This window comes from Gaetbulibacter sp. M240 (assembly GCF_043876815.1).
Classification (GTDB): Bacteria; Bacteroidota; Bacteroidia; order Flavobacteriales; family Flavobacteriaceae; genus Gaetbulibacter_A.
On the sequence record NZ_JBAWKA010000001.1, the window covers coordinates 996,554 to 1,016,817 of the forward strand.

Consider the following 20,264-nt stretch of genomic DNA (forward strand, 5'->3'; position numbering starts at 1 on the left):
AAAATTTAATTTATGTCAAAAGACTTATTCGATTTAAAAGGGAAAATTGCTTTGATTACCGGCGCTGTTCACGGTTTAGGAATGGCTATGGCTAAAGGTTTGGGAAATGCCGGAGCTACTATTGTAGTTAATAATTATTCGGAAGATAGGCTAGAAGATGCTGTTCAGGAATATAAAGCTTCAGGGTTAAATGCTTATGGTTATGTGTTTGATGTTACTGACGAAAAAGCCGTGCAAGAAGCTGTGGCAAATATTGAGGAGGAAGTAGGTCCAATTGATATTTTAATAAACAACGCCGGTATAATTAAGCGGACCCCAATAATTGATATGGAAGTTTCCGATTTTAATGCCGTCATTCAAGTGGATTTGGTAGCGCCATTTATCGTCTCCAAAACCGTTGTTAAAGGTATGATTGAGCGCGGTGGGGGCAAGATTATAAATATCTGCTCTATGATGAGTGAATTAGGAAGAGATTCTGTTAGTGCCTATGCCGCTGCTAAAGGGGGGCTTAAAATGCTTACTAGAAACATGGCAACGGAATGGGCTAAATATAATATTCAAACAAACGGCATTGGTCCCGGCTATTTTGCAACAAGCCAAACCGCACCTATACGCGTAAATGGACATCCATTTAATGAATTTATTATTGGTAGAACTCCTGCAGGCAAATGGGGTGACCCCGAAGATTTACAAGGGGCCGCTATCTTTTTAAGTTCCAAAGCAAGTGATTTTGTAAACGGTCATGTGCTTTACGTCGATGGGGGAATTCTGGCCACTATCGGAAAACCATCAAATGAAGTTTAAAATAATAAATCTTATGAAATTACCTCAGAATTTATTCATATCGTTTTTAATATTATTTTTTTGTATTTCCTGTAAAGAGAAACCATCCAAGCTTATCGTTAAGGTTAAAAATAATCTAAATATCGACAGGCAATTTGAAACTGTAGAAATTTCAAAATCACTTGTGAAGTTAGAAAATCTAAATTACTATGGAATTAAAGTCATTAATACTAGTGAACTTCTTAGGTCTCAGTTGGTTGATTATGATAATGATGGGTCTAAAGATGCTATTTTATTTCAACCCCAGGTTAAGGCGAATTCTGAAACCATTTTTCAACTTGTAAAAGTCGATTCAAGCCAATTGGTTTCGAGTGAAAAAATTTGTTATTCGAGGTTTGTTCCTGAACGCACTGATGATTATGCATGGGAAAACAACAGAGTGGCATTTAGAACATTCGGTCCCAATGCTCAGTATCGATATGAAAATGGGTTGAAAGAAGGTACTTTAACGAGTGGGGTTGATGCCTGGTTAAAACGGGTTGATTATTCCATCATTGATAATTGGTATAAAAAGTATACTGAAAAGACTGGTACGTATCATGAAGATACCGGAGAAGGTTTAGATAATTTTCACGTGGGTAGGAGTCGTGGTGTTGGAGGTATCGCGTATAAAAAAGATAGTATCTATTATGCCTCAAAAAATTTTAAATCATATAAAACCATAACAAGTGGTCCTATCCGTACCAGTTTTATTTTGGATTATGGAATTTGGAATGCCGATGGAACCAAGATTAAGGAGTCTAAAAAAGTAAGTTTAGATTATGGAAGTAACCTTTCAAAATTTGAAATTTCTTTGGAAGGTGTAGATACTATTTCAGCCGGACTTACCTTACATGAGAAAAATGGTAATGTAACTTTCAATAAAGAAGAAAATTGGTTAACATACTGGAAGCCTCAGGAGGATTCAGAGCTTGGAACGGCCATTATATCAACCCCTAAGTATTACATAGACCTCGAAAAATTTGAGACCGATTCTGTAGATCTGAGCAATGCTTTTATGCACTTAAAAGTAATTGATGGAAAAGTAACCTATTATGCAGGATTTGGTTGGAAAAAAAGTGGCCAGTTCAAAAACCAAAAAGAATGGGAAATGTATTTAACTGATTTTCGAAAGAAAATCAGTGCTCCTTTAGAAGTTTCTGTTAACTAGGGAACACGTTTATTATTGACATATTAACAACAATAAAAATTTCATATACAAATAAAATGAGTAGAGTAATAACCTTTGGAGAGATCATGTTAAGATTAGCTCCAGAAGGCTTTTTGAGGTTTTCACAGGCCAGTAGCTTTGATGTGATTTATGGTGGGGGCGAATCGAATGTAGCAGTATCGCTAGCTAATTATGGTGTTCCGGTAGATTTTGTAACACGTTTACCGAAGAATGATATTGGAGAATGTGCAATGATGGAGTTGCGTAAACGAGGTGTTGGCGTGGATAAGATACTTTGGGGAGGCGACCGTCTGGGGATTTATTTTCTGGAAACCGGAGCTGTAAGCCGGGGAAGTAAAGTGGTTTATGATAGAGCTCATTCCGCTATGGCGGAAATTCAACCGGGTATGGTAGACTGGAAGGCTGTTTTTAAAGAGGCAGAATGGTTCCATTGGACGGGCATTACCCCGGCTATATCACAAGGAGCTGCTGATGCTTGTTTGGAGGCCGTGAAAACAGCAAGTGAGTTGGGTATTACCATTTCAACAGACCTGAATTACCGGGCAAAGCTTTGGAAATATGGTGGTGACCGAGAAAAAATCATGACGGAACTAACCTCATATTGCGATATTATTTTAGGAAATGAGGAAGATGCTGAAATGCATTTTGGTATTAAGCCAAGTGGTATTTCGGTACAAACGGAAGGTCATAACGTGAAAGCCGAGGCATTTTTATCTGTATGTCAGCAAATGATGAAAAAGTTCCCTAAAGCGAAAAAAGTAATCACAACACTAAGAGGTTCAATCTCTGCTTCGCACAATACCTGGGCGGGAGTTTTATACGATGGTTATAAAATGTATGAATCGCCGCAATATCAAATCACTGATATTGTAGACCGTGTAGGAGGAGGGGATAGTTTTATGGGTGGCCTGATCTATGGCTTACTAACCTATCCGGAGAATGATCAAAACGCACTGAACTTCGCTGTGGCCGCTTCATGTTTAAAACACACCATTAAAGGTGATGCGAATTTGGTTACCGTTTCAGAAGTGGAGAAACTTATGGGAGGCGATGCTTCTGGTAGAGTAGCAAGATAAATGATTAATAAAATTTTTTTAGTAGTAATTGTTTGAGTTTAATTACTGTGGTACTCGGGCCAGCCTGTAATGGCCTGGCCCGGTGTATCAAATAAAATAAATCCAAAAAAAATGGCTCAATACACAAGAATTGAAGTAGTACAGACCATGCAAGAAACGGGACTGATTCCTTTGTTTTTTCATCAAGATATTGCACTTGGTAAAAATATTTTAAAGGCTTGCTTTGAAGGAGGTGCCCGCTTGTTGGAGTTTACTGCCCGTGGCGATTTTGCTCATGAAGTTTTTGGAGAACTCAATAAGTTCGCCATCAAAGAACTCCCTGGAATGATTTTGGGTGTAGGCTCAGTAACTGATGCCGCTCAGGCCAGTTTGTATATGGCTTTAGGTGCTAATTTTGTGGTTACGCCGGTACTTAGGGAAGATATTGCTATAGTATGTAATCGTCGAAAGGTACTCTGGTCGCCCGGCTGCGGAAGCCTAACCGAAATAGCAAAAGCAGAAGAACTTGGTTGCGAAATTGTGAAATTATTTCCCGGTGATATTTACGGTCCTAAGTTTGTAAAAGGTATTAAAGGTCCACAACCATGGACCAACATTATGCCCACAGGCGGTGTTTCACCCACAGAAGAAAATCTGAAAGGCTGGTTTGATGCGGGGGTAACCTGCGTTGGTATGGGTTCACAACTCATTTCAAAGGATATTATCACCAGGAAGGCATATGGGGAACTAGAACAAGAAATAAAAGATTCTTTAAAAATTATTGAAAAAGTTAGAAAGTAGAATATTTCACCATAACCATTGAATTTAGAACTCAATTTAACTTAAACTAAACTAATATAGATTATGAGTAAAACTAAAAATATAGGTAACTACCGCTACAGAATACTGGCGCTATTGATGTTCGCCACTACGATTAATTACTTCGATCGAAGTATTATCGGTGTTTTGGCACCAACCTTAGAAAAATTATTTCATTGGACGAATACGGATTATGCCTATATCACGATTTCATTCAAAGTTGCTTATGCCATAGGAATGCTCTCTATGGGGGGTATCATTGACCGTTTAGGGACGAAAAAAGGTTATATCCTTTCCATAGGAACCTGGAGTGTTTTTGGGATGTTACATGCATTAGTGCGTCCGGGTTGGAGCATTATAGGTTTCGTTGTAGCGCGCTTTGGATTGGGCTTGGGAGAATCTGGAAATTTTCCTGCGGCAATAAAAACAACGGCAGAATGGTTTCCTAAGAAAGACCGGGCCTTTGCCACAGGACTTTTTAATGCGGCAACAAGCCTAGGAGCAATTGCAGCTCCATTTGTGGTAGGTTGGATTGTTCATGAAGACGGTAAAAACTGGCAAATACCGTTTTTAATTACGGGTGTTTTGAGTGCTGTTTGGGTTTATTTATGGCACAAAATGTATAAGAAGCCGGAGAAGCATCCTAAAGTAAGTAAAGAAGAACTGGACTATATAAATAGTGATTCTGAAATTGAAAACGAAGACAAATTACCATGGACAGCCGTAGCTTCTAAACGACAAACTTGGGCGTTTGCTGTGGCTAAAATAACAGATGCCGTTTGGTGGTTTTACTTGTTTTGGGGTGCGAAATTTTTAGCTGATACTTTTGGAGTTAATATCCACGATATTGCTCTACCAATGTTTGTTATTTATATTTTGGCTGATGGTGGAAGTATATTAGGAGGTTATCTTTCGGGTGTATTTATTAAAAGAGGTTGGAGCATCAACAAAGCCAGAAAGTCCACGTTGGCAATTTGTGCCGTAATCATATTACCTGTGGCTCTCGTAGCCACTACAAAAAATGAATGGTTAGCTGTATTTTTAATCGGTCTTGGAGCTGCCGGTCATCAGGCATGGTCGGCAAACATTTTTACTTTGGTGTCGGATGTGTTTCCTAAAAAAGCGACAGCCTCGGTTGTTGGAATTGGAGGAATGGTGGGTGCGTTAGCAGGAATTGTAGCTGATTTCGCCTTAGGCTCTGTTTTAGATGAAGCTGGTAACAACGGCTATTTTTGGGCCTTTTTGATTGCGGGTTTTTGTTACTTGATTATTTTGGGTATTGTGCATTTATTAATGCCTAAAATGACTCCTCTTGATGAAAATCTAGTTCTGAAAAAATGATAATGATCTAATAAAATTCCACTGATAAGGAAAATTTAAGGGAAAACCATTCGATTTGATAGAACATGATAATTTATCAAATCGAATGGTTCTGTTTTTTTATTCTCAATGAGAATAAAACCTCATGAATTTATTCTGGGATATTTCGACCAAAGAGGGGTTAAAATTTTCGTGTTTATTGATATCTATCTCAACGTTTTAAAGATGTTTTTATCCTCTGGCAATTGAGGTCTTTTTAAAAGCACACCTATTATTTTACATTAGTGGCATTATCCCAGTTATCTGTTCTAAAGGATGATGCAGGCAAAAGATTCGTATCATATAAGGTTCCATGAACGTAATTACGCCAGGCATATCTAACCGCTTTAGGATTAGGAACCTGATCACTTTTTACAAATACGTTTCTTTTATTTTCAATTTTAGCTTGAGCAGGATAAAATATTTTGTCTTCACCTGCAATTTCAAATCCGGTTAACGAATCGGGAGTGAAAAGCCCACGTTCTGCATTTTTAAATTTTATTATAAGTCCACTATCTTTTTCTTCTAACGAACTAAAAACAGGACCTGAATAATCGATAGTTTTGAAATTATAGGTTTGATTAAGCGCATTAAAAAGTAACCGGTCTGCAACTTCCTTCTTCTTAGGAGGATGAATACTATATTCCGAACCGAGATCCAGGGTTATGGCAATACCCGAATTCGGAATAATATCTACACACTGTAACTGTGTTTCCCGAATAAAAGCAGAATTGGTATAAGGGTTTGTGGTGTCCTTGTCTCTTGTTCCGTATTCGAAAGGGGCAATTTGTACATAATAAAATGGGAATTCTCCAATTTGCCATCTATCACGCCAGTCTTTAACCATGGCAGGAAAAAGTTCTTTGTAACGTTTAGGTTTCAGTCGATTGGATTCCCCTTGATACCATAAAACCCCTTTAATGGTATAAGGAATTAATGGCTCAATCATAGCATTAAATAGTACCGTTGGGATGTGATTTGTTCCTTTGTCAATATCTATTTTATCAAGATTCACCTCTTGAAAATTGCTGATAACCTCCTTACTAATCCATGCCTCAACAGAACTACCGCCCCAAGAGGTATGTATTATACCAACAGGAACATCCAAAATTTCCTGTAGTTCTTTTCCAAAGAAATAAGCAACTGCGCTAAAATTTGAGACCGTTTCCGGTGAAGCTTGTTCCCAGGAGATATATTTTTCAACGTCTTTCAAAGGCGTTTTAGACGCTATACGTTTCACTGTAAACAAACGTAAATTTGGATTGTTGGATTTTGCAATCGCCATATTAGAACCAAATGTTGGTTGCGCTGTGTGCCCAGTTAAGGGTTGTTCCATATTTGATTGACCCGAACAAAGCCATACCTCTCCAAATAGGATATTTTCTAATTTAATTTTAGAATTTTTACTTGAAATATAAATAGATTGTGGATTTTTATTGTTGGTGGTTTTTACCTCAATTTTCCAATTTCCCTCCTTATCTGCTTGAATATTGAATGGTGTGTCTATCCATGAGGTATTAATTGAAATCTTCTCTTTAGGATCAGCCCAACCCCACATGATTATGGTTGTATTGCGCTGCAAAACCATATTTGATGATATAATAGCCGGAAGCTTAACCTTTGCCAAAACGGGCTGAATTAATAATAGATTGAAAAATGCTAAAATTGTAATTAAGGAAATTCGTTTCATGAAATTGTGTTTTTTATTAACTGTTTTTAGTTTATGATCTTCTTAATATTTGTTTATGTCTCAAACAACATTTTAAGAAGTAATTTAGTTTACGCGGTTTTATAATTTTGTGATATTTTCTTGTAATGATTTCACTTAGTGTTGTTTTAATTTTGGCTTAATTCATGGTTTGTCATCAAACAGTTTTTTTTAACCTTTGCACCATTTTCCATATTGTATCGTTTTACTTCAACAACGGGTTTGTTTTACAATCATCCTTCGAAAAATCTAAGGAACTTGCAGCTCCAATTTTATTTTTTGAATACAATTGAGTCAGGCATTTTTTTTATTTAAAATGACAATCCAAAGTTAAATCTCCCATTATTTTTTAGGTTAGAAATTTGAAATTGATTTGTGCGTTTATTGTAAAATCAAATTTGCCTTTTAATTGAAACCAATCTGCATCCATGAAAAGGTAAATTGTTGATTTATAAGCCAATATTGTGTTTAATGGTTTCTTGGGAATTTTGGGTTTAATTCTAATGATTTTAATAATTCAATTAAAAAATTTTAGGGATAATTTTCTATAATCAAACCATATTCTTGCAAAATTCCCCCTAAATGAGAGGCGTCTAAATATATATTTACCTCAAGATTTGTAAATGTTTTTTTCACCTATAGAAGTGAATATTCATCCGATTCAGTATTTGCTAAGGTTAGCACCTGAAATATTAATATCTCAGGTTAAAGTTTAAAGGTTCTAAAGCTAGACTAAATGATGATAAATATTCAGTGTCTAAATTATAGATGAGCATTTTCAGGAAAGATTAATTAAATAATAACAAAACAATTTATTAAAAGCTTTTGAGATTAATAACCTGTAAAAGTTTAGAAGGGTCACTTTAATACTAAAAGCTGTTAAAACCAATTACGAATGCATTACAGACTATTAAGGTATTTACCTTCAATTATAGCTTTTTTTCTTTTTACAAGTTTGGGGGCCCAAACAAAAACAGACGTAGATTACTGGAATAAGGATACACAGCTTTTACCATGGCGTTTAGATCCGATGATTTCCAATATAACTTATATTGATTTGGATAGCGATGGAGATCCAGATGTGTTGAGAGGCGTACTTTGGGATCATATCCAAATTATGTGGATAGATGATGATGATGATATGAAGTTTGGAGATCTTGAGGGAGATACTGATAGTGATTGTTTATTGATAGATAAGAATCGGGATGGCTTGTTTGCCGGACCCTATGATTTAAGTATTGATTGGTCCGACAATAATGATGATGGTAAGGCAGACGTCCAATTGTTAGTAAATAACGCAGGATTGGATAAGCGTAATTTCTTCGATTGGGAAGCGGATTTTATGTATGTGCTGGATGATGACGGTGACGGTATTATGCATTATGTAGATTGGAATAAAATCATGATGAAAGCATGGGAGCACAATGGTCATGCTGATTTTTTCGAAGATTACAGTGGTAACTCTACATTTCTGAAAATGCATGCCTCTAGTTTTAGGATAAATGATATGCGGTACAGTTGGGAAAATCCATTTATTTTTTACGATGAAGATGGAGACAATCTAACAGAAATGGCAATAAGATTATTAGATACACCCCATTTCAGGGATTCTATACCTTCGGAAAATAAGAAAAAAGGTTTTGATAAATTGAACAAGGAGATTGATGTGAATTTCAGTAAAAAAATTAATTACTCCGCAATTACCTGGGATTTGGATAATGATAATGGTCCTGATAATGCATTTGATTTTGATATGAGTCTGCTGCTAAAAGGTAAGGGTTTTGACTATAGTAAACATGCCCATTATTTTAAAAATTTAAGAGGCTTAAAGTCCAATATTGATACACTTTTGTATGATTCCCGATGGAGAGAAATGGACACCCTATTTTATCCGGATAGAAATGTGACCTATGATTTAATTTTTAATGAAGGAGAATGGCAGCAATGTTATTTTGTTTTTGATGAAGATGATGACTGCAATAGATGGGAGAGGGTTGAATTCTACACGCCGGGAGATCTATTTAAGATAGGAACGAAAAATGGGGGTTTGGATGACAATAAACAAGCAGATGCTTCTGGAGATCGTGGAGAGTTTGATATGGATAATTCTGGAAAAGGGCAGCTATATATTGGTGCATTTGATGGAAGAATTCATTTATATGGCGCAGAGTGGGGAGCTTGGAGAATAGACCAAACGGCCTATTCATTTCAAGGTTTTGGAGGATTATATGACAGGTGGGCTGAGGGCAGAATTCAAAATATTCCAGACAAATTTGCAACCGTTAAATACTCTGATACCAATAAAAATGGGTTTATAGACCTCATTGAATACGACTTAGATGGGGATCAGGTGTTTGAGGAGCGAATTTCTTTATTGGAACTTGGGATAAATGATCAGACAGATTTAATTCATACTGGTAAAATGAATTATGAAAGTTTTAACCAACTATTCAATGATGTAGCAAATAATATCTGGTTGAAAGCGAAAAAAGCTGTTGATATAGCAGAAAAGTTTCAATTAAATACCGATTGGTACGCCTTTTATAAACAACCTCATTCAGTAGAAGAGAAATACAATTATGGGTACTGGTTAAACTATTATTTGTATCGTGATCTGCGGTATTTAGCAAAAACGAAAAAAAATTCGGCATTAGTAAATAAAATTGATTCCGCTTATTATTCTGGAAATTGGGACTTGCTTAAATCTGAAACTATTGAAGAATGAAATTCAATTTTAAAATATACGGGCTAATAACATCTTTAATTTTAATGTTTTATTTTCCATTAAGGGTGAATAGTCAAAATTTAGATAGTGCTTTTACACATGCCGAAGCCCAGACGAAGCTAATCCTTAAGGAAATAAGGAATTCGAAAGAAAAATTACCGATAATTACTGGAGATTTACCTTTAATTTTACCTCGTACCTTAGAGCATGGAGAATTGAAACTAGTTTCAAGCAGTGATTGGACTAGTGGATTTTTTCCCGGAGTACTTTGGTACTTATATGAGTATTCAAATGATAAAAAATGGTTAAAAGTTGCTAAAAAATTCACAACCGAAATTGAACGGGAAAAATTCAATGCTACAACTCATGACATGGGCTTTAAAATAAATTGTAGTTTTGGTAATGGCTTCAGACTTACAAACAATAAAGAATATAAAGATGTAATTGTCCAATCGGCAAAAACATTAATTGGTCGTTTTAACCCTCAAGTTGGCGCTATCCGTTCCTGGGATTTTAGTAGTGAAGAACATGAATGGGATTTTCCGGTAATTATAGATAATATGATGAATCTGGAGTTACTTTTTGAGGCTACCAAAATAACCGGTGATTCTATTTACCATCAAATAGCAGTGCATCACGCAAACACTACTTTAAAAAACCATTTTAGAGATGATAATAGCAGTTTCCACGTAGTAGATTACGATCCTGTTTCGGGAAATTCACAAAATAAAAATACGTTTCAGGGTTACTCTGATGATTCTGCCTGGGCCAGAGGTCAAGCTTGGGGTCTTTATGGTTTCACTTTATGTTATCGCTATACAAAGGATGAAATTTATTTAAAGCAAGCTGAAAAGATTGCCCAGTTTATTTTTTCAAATAATAATCTTCCAAATGATTTAATACCTTATTGGGATTTTGATGCGCCAAACGTTCCTAACGAACCACGTGATGTTTCGGCTGCCACAGTAATAGCTTCTGCGTTGTATGAACTGAGCAAGTATAGTGAAAATAAGGAAGTATTCGTGACTTATGCCAATACCATTTTGAAAAATATATCAAGAAATTATAAAACCAAAATAGGCGATAGTTATGGTTTTATTTTACTCAATAGTACGGGCTTCAAACCATTTGATAGTGAAGTGGAAGTTCCAATTATTTATGCCGATTATTATTACCTGGAAGCATTAATGAGGCTTAATGGTTTAAATAAAATCAAATAAAGTTTAATATTATGAAGAAAAGCCTCCCGCTTTTATATGAATCTGGCATGAATGTGATAAAAAATAATATTTTAAAATTAATATTACTTGGTTTTATTTTTTGTAATACTGTTTGTCTAGGACAAAGCCCGATGTTGTACAAAAATATAGACTCTACAAAGTTATATTTAGAAGTCATTTATCCTAAAAAAATGGATTCGTTAAAGAAATATCCGGCAATGATATTCTTTTTTGGTGGAGGATGGATGACTGGTAATAAATCACAGTTTAGAAACCAAGCCAACTATTTGGCGCAAAGAGGAATTGTTTGCTTCCTTGCAGATTACAGAACAAGAAACGATAACCATACTACACCATTTGAAAGTGTAAAGGACGCTAAATCTGCGGTTAGGTTTATACGAAAAAATGCAACTAAATTTCAAATAGACCCTTTAAAAATAATTGCTTCAGGAGGTTCTGCAGGTGGTCATCTTGCCGCTGCAACGGCCTTAATAGACGATTTTAATGAAGTAAGCGATGATCTTTCCATCAGCTGTGTCCCAAATGCTTTGGTTCTATTTAACCCTGTGATAGATAATGGTCCAGGAGGCTATGGCTACGATCGGATTGGAGAAGAATATAAGGAGTTTTCTCCTTTGCATAATATTGAAAAGGATGCACCTCCTACAATTATTTTCATCGGCAATCAGGATAAGTTAATACCTGTAATAACGGTTCAATATTATCAAATGATTATGCGAAAAGTTGGAAGTGTCTGTGAATTAAAGATTTATGATGGACTTGGGCACGGTTTCTTTAATTATAACAACAGTAAAAGGGGTTATATGGAAACTTTAAGTGAAACTGACAGGTTTTTACAGTCCTTAGGCTTAATCGAAGAAAAAACCAATATTCAAATTCCAATTCCGAATTGAGCTCGTTTTAAAGATGTTAAAACGAGTTTCGATTTACAAATTAACCAGGCGAATAGTTGAATAACTAAGCATCTGGTTTACGGTTATACATGCTTTATTCATATTCTATGGGTATTATATTTTCTATAAATTTATGTCTTTATTTTTAAATGCACTTAGTTTCTATTCACCCAAAGAACTATTATTCCACTTAAGTCCCAACTTAAAATTGGATTTCTAAACCCGTTCTAAATTCAATGATTTTTAGAATATTTTTGAAATAGCATTGAAATTGAACAGATTAAAGATTTCAGTTATTTTTTTATTCTAGAATTTCATTGTCTTGAAAACAAACGTTAATTATGGATTTAAATGGCTTGGTTTTCCTCTTATTTCATAAAGACAATTTACATTTTCGTTTGGGAAAACCTTAACTAATAATCGCTTATTTTACATTAATATATTCACCTTTTTCCTGAGGAAATGACATGCGGTGTTATGTCATAATCGTTTATTTTTCGAATACCGAAATAGCGAATTAAAAATAATGTGCTAAAAGATTCTGATGGGATTTATTCAGATGCAATATCCTCAAATATTAATGATGCCTTGCCTCTGGTATTGCTTAATTTGACTGTTTTTGTTTAGATTCTAAGACCTGATGTTTAGATTTTTCTTTCATAATGAATAAGGTAATTCTAACAATCAAATTCTACTTCTTTATACCTGTTACTTTATTGGTAGTGAAATCAACTAAGATTTTTATAAATCAACAGAAAAATTGATGCTTTTTTGCCTTATTCACCTATATTTTCTGAAATTCTAACTAAACCCTTAAGATTTTCACACCAATGAAAAAATGTTAAATATAAATTTGTGAATATGTTTTTATGTTTGAAAAGCTAAATCGTATTTCTATTTGAAAATGGATCTTAACACTGATCCATTGTTTACAAATTTTATTGGATATTTTATTGGTTTTATATTTAACTAAGGATAGAAAATTAACAAAGCCATTAAAATAATTGGGACATATGATTTTTGAAAAACCAGACATAAATGAATTCACTAATCTAAACTAAAAAACTAATGATTAAACAAAAAATGAAAACAGAAGGTAGGTCCCGGAATAAGGTGCTGATTTTGTTCCTTTTAATGTCAATTTTTTCGGTTGTAAATTCACAAGCTCAAGAAAGGATTACTGGAGCAGTTAGTAGCGCTAATGGTATGCCCTTACCTGGAGTTAATGTTCTGCAAAAGGGAACCGGTAACGGAACAGTAACTGATTTTGATGGTAATTTTAGTATTACTATGAGACCGGGATCGAAAACTTTAGTGTTCTCCTATTTAGGATACGTTACTGAAGAAATCACCATTAGCAACCAAACAACTATTTCTGTAGTTCTTCAAGAGGACATGGAAGCTCTTAATGAAGTGGTAGTTATTGGATATGCTGCTGTAGATAAAAAGAAAGTATTGGGCTCCATTACGGGAATCAAAGCTGAGTCTATGGAACAAGCTACACCCATTACTGCATTTGATGCCGTTCAAGGTAAACTTGCGGGTGTTCAAATTGCAACCAATAACGGTCCGGGTGCTGGATTCGACATTCAAATACGGGGTGTATCAACCTTTGGCGCAGGTACACAACCCTTGTATGTGGTGGATGGCCAGCAATTGGAGGATATAGATAATTTAAACCCAAATGATATTGAATCCATAGAAGTTTTAAAGGATGGTGCAACGGCCGCAATTTATGGTTCAAAAGCTGCTAATGGTGTGGTTTTGATAACAACTAAATCTGGTAAGGAAGGAAAGCTTTCTTTAGATGTTTCATCTATTACAGGTTTGAGTACTTTGGTGGGAGATCTTCCGGTTTCAAACGCAGCTCAACGAACCTTATACGAAAGACTTAGAAGTAATAATCCGGATAACCCGACTGGTGGGGAGTTGGACTCGTTAAATTTACTCCGAAGAAATTCATATGATTTACAGGAATTGATTACCAGAATGGCGACCAGGCAACAAATCAATGTGGCTTTAAGCGGCGGTGATAAAAAAACCAAATATTATTTTAACACAGGATTCCTAAATTCTGAGGGTATTGTAAGAAGTAGTGGTTATAGAAGGATTAATACACAACTACGAGTTGATGTTAACCCAACTAGGACATTGAAAGTGGGAACACGGATAAACCTGTCGTATGATAAACAATATGGAGTAAATGAGAATAACGCTTGGAGGCAAGTAACATTTCGTGTGCCTTATTATCCACTTTTTCAACCTGATGGGTCGTATACGCCTACAATAGCCGGGCAGAGAAATCCACTGGCTGATGCAGACTTTAGAATTTTAGATAATAAAAACTACCGTTCTCAAATTTTTACTTATGCGGAATTAGAGGTATTGCCAAAACTTAAGGTTAAATCAACCTTGGGGATCAATTTCAGATTATTTGAGCGCGAATTTTTTGAACCAAGGCTTTTAAGCGGGAATTTTGCTACAGGTACACCAAGAGGTAGCGAACGTAGAGATAGAACCTATGATATTCAGCAAGAGAATTATTTAAATTATAGGAATAAGTGGGGTAAACATAATTTTGCAGCATTTGGGGGTATGCAAATACAGAAATATAGCAGGGCTTTTTCTGATATATACTCACCAACATTTAATAATGAAATAATAAGGACATTTAATAATGCCGCACCGGGTTCCATTATTGCCAATAATTTTAATGAAAATCACAATATCTACTCGTTATTTGGTGGGTTTAATTATGACTTCGCCAATAAATATTTGATTGGAGCAACCATAAGACGCGATGGATCTTCGAGGTTTGGTGATGAAAATGAATTCGGTTATTTCCCATCGGCTACATTGGGCTGGAGAGTTACCAATGAAAACTTTCTTAAAAATAATGCTTTAATTAATAACTTGCTGTTTCGCGCCAGTTGGGGTGTTGTTGGTAATGAGCGTATAGGTAATTATGAATTTACAAGTGCTTTTGAACCAGGTTTTGATTACAATGGCATGGCTGGGATTGGATCTACACGTCTGGGAAATTCAGAGCTAAGCTGGGAAGAGACCGAATCGGTGAATTTGGGATTTGATTTATCCATGTTTAAAAACAGATTAGATATAAATTTTGATCTTTGGGAGAAGAACACCACAGGTCTTTTGGCGAATACGCCGTTACCCGAGGAATCCGGTTTTACGGGAATTCGAAGAAATGTTGGAGCCGTAAATAATAGAGGTATTGATTTGAATATTACAGGCACTTTGCTTAAAGCAAAAGATTTCTCATGGACAAGTAATTTTAATATTGGCTATCTGGAAAATGAAGTCACTAAATTGGATGGTGGTACGCCATTTGAGTCAGGTGCTTACCGAATTGAAGAAGGACAACCAATAGGTAACATTTATGGATACAAAAACTTAGGTGTGTTTCCGTATGACGAATCTAATGCATTTACTCCTGACGGCGTACAATTAACACCAAATTTTGACAGTACCGGAGCCTTTACCAATTATACATTGAACGGATCTGATTACACCGGAGATGTTGAACAACTTAGAGCAAATAACCAAACCTTACGTGGGGGAGATATTTTTTGGCAGGATCTGGATGGTAACTTTGTTATTGATAACAATGACAGGCAAGTAATAGGTAATGGACTACCAACAACCTATGGAGGTTTTTCCCATAATTTAAGATATAAAAACTTTAGTGTGAGTGTACTTTTTGATTATAGTTTTGGGTTTGATATATATAGAGTTTATGATGAAGTTAGAAATGATTTAAACTCTGCTAATGAAACTCCTGGACCAGACCGTATTACGGGTGCTTGGAGAGAACAAGGAGATATGACGGTTTACCCACGCTTAACTAGAGTGGTACAAAACCGACTAAGGCCAAACAGTTTTTTTGTGACAGATGGTAGTTACATCAAATGGCGATATATTCGTTTCAATTATGATTTTCCGAAATCAGTATTGGATAAAATGAATTTATTTAAAAGTGCTTCTCTTAATCTAGCTGTAAATAACTTAATGACCTGGACTAATTATGAGGGATACAATCCTGAATTAGGAAGTAGAGGAAATCCTTTACAACCGAACCAAGATTTTTTAAGATATCCTAATAATCGCGAGATCATTTTAGGTTTAAAAGTTCAATTTTAATAGTTTAAAAAAAATAAACATGTTAAGAAATAATAATTTAAATAAAGTAAAGGTTTTTGTAACAATGTGTTTGGTAATATTTATTGCCAATTCTTGTGATGACCTTGTGGATGAAGTACCGGAAAGTGAAATATCACCGGAGAACTTTTTTCGAAATAACGAAGATTTAGAAACTGCGTTAACAGCCGCCTACGATGGTTTGCAAAACGCCTATGCCACCAATACATTTTATTGGGGAGAAATAAGATCGGAGAATCATCAATCAATCGGAGCACAGGCCAATGGTGATGATTTAGATATTATTAATAATAACATTACTCCGGGTAATCCTCAAACGCGATGGGATAGACTGTATTTAATGATTGAACGGGCAAATCAGGTTATTTTCAATGCTCCAAAAATATCTGGATACAATAAAAACTTTTTGGGTGAGGCCTATGCTATCCGAGCGAAGGGCTATTTTGATGCCATTAGAGTTTGGGGAGATGTACCGTTGTTTACAGAGCCGGTAACGCTCTTATCTGAAGCAATGAAACCCGCGACCGATGCCACAACGATTATGAATGATGTGGTTATTGCGGATATGTTAAAAGCAGAAGAGCTATTAACAATTCCATCCAGTAATTTTAGGTTTTCCAGAGCCAGTGTTTATGCACTTCAGGCAGAGGTTTATATGTGGTTGAATGATTATGCCAAGGCTAAACAGGCCATTGAGGCATTAATTAATCTTGGTGAGCATAGCTTGGTAACCACACCTGAGGCCTGGGATGATTTATTCTACAACAATTTAGCGAGCCAAAATTTTCCGGAAGGTAGAGGTAAAATTCAAACAGGACCGGAGCTTATAATGTCAATTCAATATAATCTTGAAGAGCAGGTTAGGTTTGGAGGTAGTCACCCATTGAATAGGTCTGGTGTTCAAGCCGTATATTTTTCACCAATCCCATCATACGCTATTTCTGAAGTTGTTGAAAATAAGTGGCGAGATAAATTTCCTATTGATTCATTAGGATGGGTTACCAAGTATCCAGGTACAGACCCAGCACTAACAAGAACCGTTACTGTTGATGATGGAATGGGAGGTGTTATAGAAGTTGAGCAACCGGTTTATGGAGATTGGAGATATTATTATAGTCGAGAAGGTCGTGTAGATAATTTTAGCAGTGTTGAAATTGGTTCGGCAAGAACAGCAAAATGGAATCAAACTCCTCAAAGATCTGATTTGGACGACACTGATATAGTGCTTTACCGATATGCCGATATGATTCTTCTTTTGGCTGAAGCAGAGAACCAACTTGGCAATGATATTAGAGCTTTAGAACTTGTTAATCAAGTAAGAACAGCAAGACAATTGCCATTGGTAGATCCCATTGAGTTTGGAGCTTCACCAGATGAACGATTGAATTTTATCCTAGATGAGCGCCAATTTGAATTATTCGGAGAAGGAAAAAGATGGTGGGATTTAGTAAGAAATAACAAGGCAAGTGAGGTTTTAGATCCAGTTTTAGCGGGAAGGGAAAACGCATTGCCATTAACACCAGGGCGTGAGTTATGGCCAATATTTGTGGAACATTTAATTGAAAATCCTTTACTCAATCAGAATGAAGCGTATAATAATTAAAAGAAAAATCATGAAAAATTATATAAAATTTTTACTGTTCTTTATTTTGGCCTTTAGTATTTCGGGTTGTGATTTAGAACCACAAGACAGATTTAACTTTAAGCCTGATGTAGATTTGACTGATCCTTTCGATAATATGACGGCTTGGGAGTATATACAAACAAGAACAAAACTAAATGATAATGGTAGTTTTCATAATCAAGAACTTAACTATTTGATCGCTGCCATTAAAAGAGCAGGAATGGAGGATGAATATAACCAAACGGCCACTACGGAGAGAACCTATTTACTCTTAAATAATGCTGCTTTTTTAGGAGGTGGTGATGTGATCCAAATTGTAACCGGATCGAGTACAATACCTTCTGGAGAAACACCGGATGAAACCATGGCTAGAGCTGATGTTGAAAAATTAAGAACTGTTTTAAGATACCATATAGTTCAGTCTTATATAGCTCAGGTACCTACATTAGCAGAGAGTTTCGTTCCGTATTTATTTCAAACTTTGATACCCGGTGAAGATGGACTTATTGCTTTTGCACGTAATGATACTTGGAGAATACAAATTAATACAGCTCCGGTACCATTACCATCAACAGCCACATCTCAGCCTGAATTTGTACAACGCCATAATTATGTTTTTAAAAATGGAATAGGTCATTATATTGCCGATCCTGTTAGGAACAAGCCTTATTAATTAAAATTTCTAAGGAGTCAGATTTATAAATTATCGGTGGTAAATTATATTTTAAAAGTAATTTATCACCGATATTGTATTTAATATAATGGAAATAATCTATGTTTTCAAAAGGCGATTTTTAAAGGTTTTTAATTTTTTATTAAAAATTAGTGCTTATTATGCCTGCGGAAAACACATTATACCTGTAAATCCGAAAAGCCCAAAATGGGAAATTTTATAACCCATGATTAGTCACCAAAATGAGAAAAAGTAAAACAGAATAATTCATTATGAATAGACTTTTTTTTCAATCAAAAGTAGGCTCGATTTTAATCGCTTTTGTATTAATTCAAGAAACAATTGCACAAAATGTTTCGATGCCAAATATATTTGGGAGCAACATGGTATTACAACAAAATACCCAAGTTCCCATTTGGGGATGGGGAAAACCGGGATCTGAAATTTGTTTAAAGTCTAGTTGGGGCGAATCATTGAAAACTGTATGTGATATTGAAGGAAATTGGATTATAAAGGTGAAGACACCTAAAGCCATGCCGGGAGAAGCACCTGTATACGACCTTTCGATTTTAGGGCCGTCAAATACGATTGAATTAAAAAATATTCTCATTGGTGAGGTGTGGCTTTGTTCCGGCCAGTCAAATATGGAGTTTCCGCTTAAACCTAAAGGGAATTTATTGGGGGTTGTAGATTATGAAAATGAGATAGCCAAGGCGAATTATAGAAATATACGCTTATTCAACGTAAAAAAGGATAGTTCTAATAGCCCTCAGGTTAATTTTCAAGGAATCTGGTCATCGTGTACTCCCAAAACAGTGGCTGATTTTTCGGCTGTTGCTTATTATTTCGGCAAGGAATTAAATAGTAATAAAAAACTAAATGTACCCATTGGTTTAATTCAGAGTGCTTTTTCAGGTTCTGGTATTCAATGCTGGATGAAGCGAGAACTATTGGCTTCTGATTTAGAATTTAAAAAAGAATATTTGGAACCGGTAACCACTTCCATTTATAAAAAACCAAGCATTTTTTATAATGCTATGATAGCTCCTTTAATTCCATTTGCTATAAAAGGCACCATTTGGTATCAGGGAGAATCGAATGTGGGACAAAATGATCTCTATGCCAAAGCCAATATGGATCTTATTAAAGATTGGCGGAAAGACTGGGGCAGGGATTTTTCTTTTTACGCGGTTCAAATGACTCCCAGATTTTATAAGGATAAGGAAGATAATGATACCAAATTTACAAGAGGTTATTTTCGAGAAGCTCAAAGTTCTATTACGAATATATTCAATACAGGTATTGTTGTTACCAGTGATTTGATGTTGAACCCTGATGAGCGCTCAGATTCCCATCCCCGAAACAAAAAGGATATAGGGATTCGTTTAGCTTTAATGGCTTTGTCCAAAGATTATGCGGTTGATGTTCAATATTTAGGACCTGTTTATAAATCTCACAAGATTCATAAAAATAAAATCATAATATCTTTTACAAAAGAATCTTTAGGCAATGGTTTAAGTACTAAAGATAATGAAGCGGTGAAGGGTTTTAAAATTTCAGGAAAAGACGTCAAATTTTATCCTGCAAAAGCTGTGATTAAAGGAAATAAGATTATTGTTTCCTCTCCTTTTGTGAATAAACCTGTAGCTGTGCGCTATGCATTTACAGATGGTGCTATGACGAATTTACAGAACAAGTCAGGGCTTCCAGTATATCCATTTAGAACCGATAACTTTCAACCCTCTAATGCGGTAGATATATCTGAATTAGAAATTAAATAATATTAAATTCCTCATATTTTGAATTCCTTTTTCACTTTATGATATTGATTTTAGAATTGGTTAAGTCAAAATTAGCCACAGTATTTTTACAAGTATTCATCTTGGTTGCGATTAAATTTTAAAAATTAATGATTTAATCACCTTTGTTTTGTGAAATTCAAATCAAATAAAAAAAAGAAAATCAATTCAAATC

General features: G+C 35.3%; 13 protein-coding genes. 12 read left to right on the forward strand and 1 reads right to left on the reverse strand.

What is annotated here, in order from left to right:
• The first annotated feature begins 12 nt into the window (after positions 1-12).
• The 5 genes from V8G61_RS04450 to V8G61_RS04470 all read left to right on the forward strand — a co-directional run bounded on the left by V8G61_RS04450 (position 13) and on the right by V8G61_RS04470 (position 5,229).
• Positions 13-804 carry a gluconate 5-dehydrogenase gene (locus V8G61_RS04450; RefSeq protein ID WP_394874243.1) on the forward strand — a complete coding sequence of 264 codons (792 nt, stop codon included), beginning with the start codon at positions 13-15 and terminating at the stop codon, positions 802-804.
• Positions 794-1,993, forward strand: coding sequence for a DUF4861 family protein (locus V8G61_RS04455; protein WP_394874244.1), 1,200 nt, complete (start codon positions 794-796; stop codon positions 1,991-1,993). The genes V8G61_RS04450 and V8G61_RS04455 overlap by 11 nt, the downstream gene beginning before the upstream one ends.
• A gap of 56 nt (positions 1,994-2,049) precedes the next feature.
• Positions 2,050-3,090: a PfkB family carbohydrate kinase gene (locus tag V8G61_RS04460; protein ID WP_394874245.1), complete on the forward strand. Its 1,041-nt coding sequence runs from the start codon at positions 2,050-2,052 to the stop codon at positions 3,088-3,090.
• A gap of 111 nt (positions 3,091-3,201) precedes the next feature.
• A complete protein-coding gene (locus V8G61_RS04465; RefSeq protein WP_394874247.1) occupies positions 3,202-3,870 on the forward strand; it encodes a bifunctional 4-hydroxy-2-oxoglutarate aldolase/2-dehydro-3-deoxy-phosphogluconate aldolase in 669 nt (222 codons plus the stop codon).
• A 63-nt stretch (positions 3,871-3,933) separates the two neighbouring features.
• Entirely contained in the window at positions 3,934-5,229 is a 1,296-nt protein-coding gene (locus tag V8G61_RS04470; protein WP_394874248.1) for an MFS transporter, read from the forward strand.
• Between the two features lie 250 nt (positions 5,230-5,479).
• Here V8G61_RS04470 and V8G61_RS04475 read toward each other — a convergent pair whose 3' ends face one another.
• The gene (locus V8G61_RS04475) at positions 5,480-6,937 is read right to left on the reverse strand and encodes a sialate O-acetylesterase (protein ID WP_394874249.1); all 1,458 of its coding nucleotides are present in this window, start codon (positions 6,935-6,937) and stop codon (positions 5,480-5,482) included.
• Between the two features lie 913 nt (positions 6,938-7,850).
• On the opposite strand from V8G61_RS04475, the gene V8G61_RS04480 reads away from it, so the two are divergent.
• From V8G61_RS04480 to V8G61_RS04510, 7 genes are all read left to right on the forward strand, one after another.
• On the forward strand, positions 7,851-9,680 hold the full coding sequence (locus V8G61_RS04480; protein WP_394874250.1) for a hypothetical protein: 1,830 nt from the start codon (positions 7,851-7,853) through the stop codon (positions 9,678-9,680).
• Positions 9,677-10,900 carry a glycoside hydrolase family 88 protein gene (locus V8G61_RS04485; protein WP_394874251.1) on the forward strand — a complete coding sequence of 408 codons (1,224 nt, stop codon included), beginning with the start codon at positions 9,677-9,679 and terminating at the stop codon, positions 10,898-10,900. The genes V8G61_RS04480 and V8G61_RS04485 overlap by 4 nt, the downstream gene beginning before the upstream one ends.
• Before the next feature lie 11 nt (positions 10,901-10,911).
• A complete protein-coding gene (locus V8G61_RS04490; RefSeq protein WP_394874252.1) occupies positions 10,912-11,814 on the forward strand; it encodes an alpha/beta hydrolase in 903 nt (300 codons plus the stop codon).
• Positions 11,815-12,897: 1,083 nt separating this feature from the next.
• Positions 12,898-15,975, forward strand: a complete 3,078-nt coding sequence (locus V8G61_RS04495; protein ID WP_394874253.1) for a SusC/RagA family TonB-linked outer membrane protein — start codon at positions 12,898-12,900, stop codon at positions 15,973-15,975.
• Between the two features lie 19 nt (positions 15,976-15,994).
• Positions 15,995-17,596 (forward strand): RagB/SusD family nutrient uptake outer membrane protein, encoded by a 1,602-nt coding sequence (locus V8G61_RS04500; protein WP_394874254.1) that lies wholly within the window; start codon positions 15,995-15,997, stop codon positions 17,594-17,596.
• Positions 17,597-17,606: 10 nt separating this feature from the next.
• Complete coding sequence (locus V8G61_RS04505) at positions 17,607-18,290, forward strand: hypothetical protein (RefSeq protein WP_394874255.1); 684 nt, start codon at positions 17,607-17,609, stop codon at positions 18,288-18,290.
• Positions 18,291-18,562: 272 nt separating this feature from the next.
• Positions 18,563-20,071, forward strand: a complete 1,509-nt coding sequence (locus V8G61_RS04510) for a sialate O-acetylesterase (protein WP_394874256.1) — start codon at positions 18,563-18,565, stop codon at positions 20,069-20,071.
• Positions 20,072-20,264 lie beyond the last annotated feature (193 nt).

Excerpts from the sequence above, each read along its gene's own strand:
- V8G61_RS04450 (WP_394874243.1), top strand. The coding sequence starts at position 13 with ATGTCAAAAGACTTATTCGATTTAAAAGGGAAAATTGCTTTGATTACC.
- V8G61_RS04455 (WP_394874244.1), top strand. The coding sequence starts at position 794 with ATGAAGTTTAAAATAATAAATCTTATGAAATTACCTCAGAATTTATTC.
- V8G61_RS04460 (WP_394874245.1), top strand. The coding sequence starts at position 2,050 with ATGAGTAGAGTAATAACCTTTGGAGAGATCATGTTAAGATTAGCTCCA.
- V8G61_RS04465 (WP_394874247.1), top strand. The coding sequence starts at position 3,202 with ATGGCTCAATACACAAGAATTGAAGTAGTACAGACCATGCAAGAAACG.
- V8G61_RS04470 (WP_394874248.1), top strand. The coding sequence starts at position 3,934 with ATGAGTAAAACTAAAAATATAGGTAACTACCGCTACAGAATACTGGCG.
- V8G61_RS04475 (WP_394874249.1), bottom strand. The coding sequence starts at position 6,937 with ATGAAACGAATTTCCTTAATTACAATTTTAGCATTTTTCAATCTATTA.
- V8G61_RS04480 (WP_394874250.1), top strand. The coding sequence starts at position 7,851 with ATGCATTACAGACTATTAAGGTATTTACCTTCAATTATAGCTTTTTTT.
- V8G61_RS04485 (WP_394874251.1), top strand. The coding sequence starts at position 9,677 with ATGAAATTCAATTTTAAAATATACGGGCTAATAACATCTTTAATTTTA.
- V8G61_RS04490 (WP_394874252.1), top strand. The coding sequence starts at position 10,912 with ATGAAGAAAAGCCTCCCGCTTTTATATGAATCTGGCATGAATGTGATA.
- V8G61_RS04495 (WP_394874253.1), top strand. The coding sequence starts at position 12,898 with ATGAAAACAGAAGGTAGGTCCCGGAATAAGGTGCTGATTTTGTTCCTT.
- V8G61_RS04500 (WP_394874254.1), top strand. The coding sequence starts at position 15,995 with ATGTTAAGAAATAATAATTTAAATAAAGTAAAGGTTTTTGTAACAATG.
- V8G61_RS04505 (WP_394874255.1), top strand. The coding sequence starts at position 17,607 with ATGAAAAATTATATAAAATTTTTACTGTTCTTTATTTTGGCCTTTAGT.
- V8G61_RS04510 (WP_394874256.1), top strand. The coding sequence starts at position 18,563 with ATGAATAGACTTTTTTTTCAATCAAAAGTAGGCTCGATTTTAATCGCT.